4 protein-coding genes are annotated in these 3,791 nt (G+C 47.6%); all 4 read left to right on the plus strand.

Annotation, left to right across the window (positions count from 1 at the left end; genetic code table 11):
- On the plus strand, positions 1-1,370 hold a 1,370-nt coding region (locus WBV75_RS04340), incomplete at its 5' end, for a Mur ligase family protein (protein ID WP_424119427.1).
- A gap of 4 nt (positions 1,371-1,374) precedes the next feature.
- Positions 1,375-1,734, plus strand: a complete 360-nt coding sequence (locus tag WBV75_RS04345) for a DUF7670 domain-containing protein (RefSeq protein WP_424119428.1) — start codon at positions 1,375-1,377, stop codon at positions 1,732-1,734.
- Positions 1,735-1,778: 44 nt separating this feature from the next.
- Positions 1,779-2,240 carry a DUF1801 domain-containing protein gene (locus tag WBV75_RS04350; RefSeq protein WP_424119429.1) on the plus strand — a complete coding sequence of 154 codons (462 nt, stop codon included), beginning with the start codon at positions 1,779-1,781 and terminating at the stop codon, positions 2,238-2,240.
- 279 nt (positions 2,241-2,519) lie between these two features.
- The coding region (locus WBV75_RS04355; RefSeq protein ID WP_424119430.1) for a hypothetical protein at positions 2,520-3,791 on the plus strand (1,272 nt) is incomplete at its 3' end.

Here is a 3,791-nt window from a genome sequence, read left to right on the forward strand (position 1 = left end):
TTTGCGGGATAGATATCATGACCACGGATATCAGCAAGCCCCTTTCGGACACCGGAGGTGCAGTGCTGGAGGTCAATGCGGGCCCTGGCTTCAGAATGCACCTCGCCCCTACTACGGGACTGCCGCGCAATGTCGCTGCCCCGGTCGTGGATAAACTGTTTCCGCAACAGGGGAACAAAGGCAGAATTCCAATTGTGGCGATTACTGGGACCAATGGCAAAACCACGACGAGCCGGTTGATGGCCCATATGGCAAAAATGTCCGGATATCGCGTGGGATACACCACCAGCGACGGGGTATACATACAAAACAGGCTCTTGATGAAGGGGGACTGCACGGGCCCTCAGAGTGCTGAATTCGTTTTAAAGGATCCTACCGTAAACTTTGCTGTTCTGGAATGTGCACGAGGAGGTATTCTCAGGGCCGGCCTGGGGTTTTCCAAGTGTGATATCGCTATAGTAACCAATATTTCGGCAGACCATTTGGGGTTGAAAGGAATCCATACGATAGAGCAACTGGCCAGGGTGAAGTCTGTAGTTCCCGAAACGGTGCTTCCTGACGGCTATGCCATTTTAAACGCAGACGATGATTTGGTCTACGAGATGCGAAAATCGGTCAACTGCAATGTTGCCTTGTTTTCAATGGACGAAGAAAATCCACGAATTAAGGCTTTACAGCGCAAAGGAGGAATCACGGCCGTTTATGAAAACGGATACGTGACCCTATGCCGGGGTACCTGGAAAATGAGGATTATGAAAGCCGACAGGATTCCCCTGACATACGGCGGTCGGGCCAAGTTTATGATTCAAAATATATTGCCTGCTGTAATAGCTTCCAATGTCCGGGGGATCAGCATCGAGGACATGAAGGCTGCTTTGGAGACTTTCCTGCCCTCTGCCTCCCAAACTCCGGGCAGGTTGAACCTCTTCGAATTCAATAAGTTTAAAATTTTACTGGACTACGCTCATAATCCGGCAGGGATGCGGGCCCTTCAGAAATTCACAAATGAAATTGAGGCTTCGGTAAAGGTGGGTGTTGTTGCCGGTATAGGGGACAGGCGTGAAGAGGATAATAATGAAATTGGCAGTATCGCCGCAGAGATGTTTGATGAAATCATTATCCGCCAGGACAAGCACTTACGGGGTCGGACAGAAAAAGAGCTCATTGCCATGCTGCGAAATGGTATTCTTTCTAAATACCCCGAGAAAAAGATCACGGTAATTCCTTCTGAAAAAGAAGCGATTCACCACGCCGTGGAAAACGCTGTAGAAGGATCCCTCATTGTTTTATGCAGTGATGTCGTACCCGATGCGCTCGATCTGGTGAAGCAATTAAAGGAAAAAGAACAAAAGGAGGCGAACTTAGGCTAGTCCCATGAGGGGAAGAAAAATTTTCAGGTGGGAAGTACGCGGTCTAAGCGGCCTTCTTATTCTGTTTTCCCTATTCATGTTTATCGGGGAGACCTTTTTTCCTCCGGAATCTTCAAACTCGGAGCCTTTGAATGCTAATTCCATTGTGCAACTGGCACTATTCGGGATTGTTCTCCTTGGGCTCGGACTTGCGTGGAAATGGGAATTACGGGGAGCAGTTTTGGCAATAATTGCTTTTCTTGTTCTGGCTATTGTCAATCCAGGGATAGGACAATTTCCCTTTTTGTTCTTATTTCCGGGGACTGCCGCACTGTTCATTTTTCTTTGGGCCATTAGCAGGAATGCCCTTGAAGAGAATATGTAATTGCGAACTTCATCTACCCAGATATTCAAGCTGAAATATAGTCAATGAAGGCGCACCCCCATTTAGAAATCTTCCTCAATCCCTATGGTGCGGGTGTTCAGCATATAGCGTTAGCACTTCGTCAGCTGATATTGGAATGGGTCCCCGAGGCCAATGAACTGATTTGGGATGGATACAATGCCGTGTCCATGGCCTATTCAAAGTCTGAAAAGTTGCATGACGCTTTCTGCCATATCGCGGTATATAAGACGCACGTAAACCTGGGGTTCAACAGAGGGGCCGAGCTCTCTAAAGGGACACTTCCCCTGGAAGGTACCGGCAAACTTATCAGACATATTAAGGTCAGGGATATGGATACATTCCCGGAGACCGCAGTAAAAAAAATCATTTTTGAAGCTCTGCAGCTTTCCGAAACCCGTAATCCGGCGCTTCGGATGAAGACTTCAGCAGGGATCTCCAGGGTTATGTCTGTTTCTGAAAACAAGATCAGACCCAAAAATCAATAATGTTAACATGGAGCTTATTCCACAGTACGTCGATAAATATTCTCGGAGAAACGTATAAAATATCCGATCTGCCGCCTCGCATTCCGGGGGCAAAACGCGAAAGGGGTTTCCCTTGTCGGATAAATACCTTCCATGACCGAAACTGTGAATTTCTCACAGTGTCCCCATTGCATTTTAACAATTTTGAGGTCGTTTTGATCCAAATCCTGTGAAAAATTCATAATTAGCCAACGCATTGCTTTTTGAAATTTGAGCGTATTAAACCCCAAATCTCAAATTATGCTCAATTTCAACCCCTTTAAAATGACAGTGATTCTGGGATGTTTCCTTCTCAGTTTCAATGCGGTCGGACAAATTGCCAACCCGCAAGCCGCCCATGAGGCCTTGCGCAAAGAAGCCGACCGGCAAATAGACGATTATATGAACCTGGTTCAGATGGGATATTCCGAAAAGGAAATCTTTGAAGACCTTGGCAACGTAAATTTTTTAACCGGTAAGTTCCGCACTGCGGCCTTCTGGTATCAGAAACTTATCGATTTGGTCGGGGAGGATGGGATATCCGCAAGTTATAAAGAGCGACTGATGGTGGCCCAGCACAAAGCGGGAATCCGGAATTTCCCCGAACTGGACACCGAGCGTGACTGGCATACCCAGGTCTCCCAGGATTATCAAATTCAAAAAGGACCGGTAGCAGACCGACTGACCCAAACCCTGGCAGAGGAGTATCAAATCCCCAAATTCATAAGTGAGGGAGAGGTAGCCAAAAATGATGCACTTACCCGTCTTCAGGGTTATGCGATCCCACGTGAGGCCGAGGCTGTTTCGGGTCGTTCCAATTTACCCTATGCTTATAACCCCCCGGTGGCACTTTCCGCAGACGGAAAGACGGCCTATTTCAGTCGTGCCGTGTATGTAAAACCACTTACCGGATTGTTTTCTAAAAAACAACTGCAACACAAGTTGTACAGAGCTGAGTACGCGGAGGGTAACTGGAATAATATTCAGGAAGTACCTCTGGCCCCGAAATACGCCTCGGTAATGCACCCGGCACTCTCCAGGGACGGTAAGCGTTTGTTCTTCGCCTCCAATATGCCGGGATCCTATGGTGATTTCGATATCTATGTTGCGGAAATTAGCCGGGATGGAAGTCTTGGAGTGGCACAGAATCTCGGGGAAAAGGTAAACACTCCTAAAAATGACCTCTATCCCCAGGTATTGGACAATGAAATGTTGTTTTTCGCCTCAGAAGGACATAAAGGATACGGAGGTCTCGATCTCTTTGCGGTTCAGGTGGCCTCGAGAAAAGTTGGTCTGGCCGTCAATGTTGGCAGTCCCTTTAACAGCCGTAAGGATGACTTTGCCATGAATCTGATGCAGGAAAAGGGCAGGGCCCTGGTGATGTCTAACCGTGCCACTTCAGACGAAATCGTACAACAGGTTGTCTTTAGCTACGGTGATACCGAGAACAGCCGACTGGCAGACAACGGGGATTACCGATTTTTGGAACTTCGACCTTTGGAAACCCCAACGGGGTATACCAACACGGTTTTT

The sequence above is a fragment of the Robiginitalea sp. genome (assembly GCF_049588695.1).
Taxonomy (GTDB): domain Bacteria; phylum Bacteroidota; class Bacteroidia; order Flavobacteriales; family Flavobacteriaceae; genus Robiginitalea.

Coding starts and splice junctions, on each gene's coding strand:
- WBV75_RS04350 (WP_424119429.1), top strand. CDS start 1,779: ATGAAGGCGCACCCCCATTTAGAAATCTTCCTCAATCCCTATGGTGCG.
- WBV75_RS04345 (WP_424119428.1), top strand. CDS start 1,375: ATGAGGGGAAGAAAAATTTTCAGGTGGGAAGTACGCGGTCTAAGCGGC.